The sequence below is a fragment of the Paraclostridium sp. genome (genome assembly GCF_051657365.1).
GTDB lineage: Bacteria > Bacillota > Clostridia > Peptostreptococcales > Peptostreptococcaceae > Paraclostridium.
The window spans coordinates 1-1454 of record NZ_JBOFKN010000206.1; the positions used below are offsets into that span (position 1 = coordinate 1).

Annotated in this window: 2 protein-coding genes; both read right to left on the reverse strand. The window is 39.5% G+C overall.

Features of this window, described 5'->3' with window-relative positions; translation table 11 throughout:
• Positions 1-1043: hypothetical protein (locus tag ACRCYC_RS16130; protein ID WP_438620125.1), on the reverse strand; the 1043-nt coding region annotated here is incomplete at its 3' end.
• On the reverse strand, positions 1040-1454 hold a 415-nt coding region (locus tag ACRCYC_RS16135), incomplete at its 5' end, for a hypothetical protein (protein WP_438620126.1). The genes ACRCYC_RS16135 and ACRCYC_RS16130, both read right to left, overlap by 4 nt.

Here is a 1454-nt window from a genome sequence, read left to right on the forward strand (position 1 = left end):
CGAGTAAAGCCTAATGTAGACAGACTCTTATTTATAGCATTCAGTAATATTTCGTTATACACCATCGTTAACGATCCTGACGTAGTACTGAAACCAGAATCAGTAACCAAAGCACCTGAAATATTCAAGCTACCAGTCAATCCCAATGTGCTTGCCAATCCTTTTTTATCAATAAAAACAAACATCCCTGACATCATTAATGTTCCTCCAGGAGGCCCGCCAAGGACTAGATTTGGTGACGTACTCCCCGATAAGTTTTCTACTACCAATGTAATTGCTTTAACTTGTTCAATAGAACCGGTTGGATTACCTGCCGAAATTGGCGCAGGTAATTTACACTCAGCTGTATTCATAACCAACCATACATTCTTATTTTTATTAAGGTATTCGCTAGGATTAGCCTGAGCAAAAAACTCCTCACACGTTAATTTTTTAAATGCCGTATTGGATGAGGTAAATCCATCACCTAAATAATGATCTGAGGGGAGTTTATTTTGTAAATGCTCCGCGTTAGGTTTAAGTGGTTTATTCGATGGCGCTGCACCTCCACTAATAGTGATATTTCCACCAGAAACAATGCTGTTCACGCCACCAGTGATGTTAACCGACCCACCAACAACAACAGAACCTTTAGAGATAAAAGCAGAATCAGGAATAGTAACCAAACCAAGTAGTTTCATTATATTATGCTTGATAATATAGCGAATGCTTGAGCTGTCATCACTACCTCGCCCTTTAGAGTTGACGATAAAGTTGCTTGATGAGTCATGCTTCATTACACTCACATCGACCAATGGCTCCGAACAAGGTATGGAGCTGACAGTAGCTTGCAAATCATCTGGATTTTTACCTGCCAACCACATGCGAGCACAAGTCAAACCAGACTGCGCATTATTATAGGCTTCTAATGCTACAACACTTTCTTGCTCGTTTTTTATTCTCTGGTAAGTTTGATGTCCTGCGGTAAGAACTGCCATGGCCGCTAATAACATGATGATCAGAACTACCGTTAAAGTAGCAAAACCATTTTGATAAGGTTTCATCGTAACGGGTTCTCCAAAGTAATAACTTGCTTGATTTCACCTCTAACAGCTGGGTTACTAGCCAAAACCGCGCGAATATTTAATTGATAGCGAGGATAAATTACTGCATTATCGCCACTGTCAACAATTTCATTAGAATCCGTCGTTCTAGTTAATGAAAAAGCCTCAATTCGCATAAAACGTGAATCAGTTATCGCCTCCCAATTACCTTTTGAGTTATTACATAGCGCACCTGAAAATACACTGTCATTACATGACACTTGCCCTGGCTGTAATCCGACACCAGGCCGAACACAGTCAAAGACAGGTTGAGATACTGCATTTTTCATTGTGTTGTTTGTTACTTCAATGACATTATCTTTTTTCCGATACCCAAAAATCTCACCCAATGGATACTTAGTGTTATTTTTG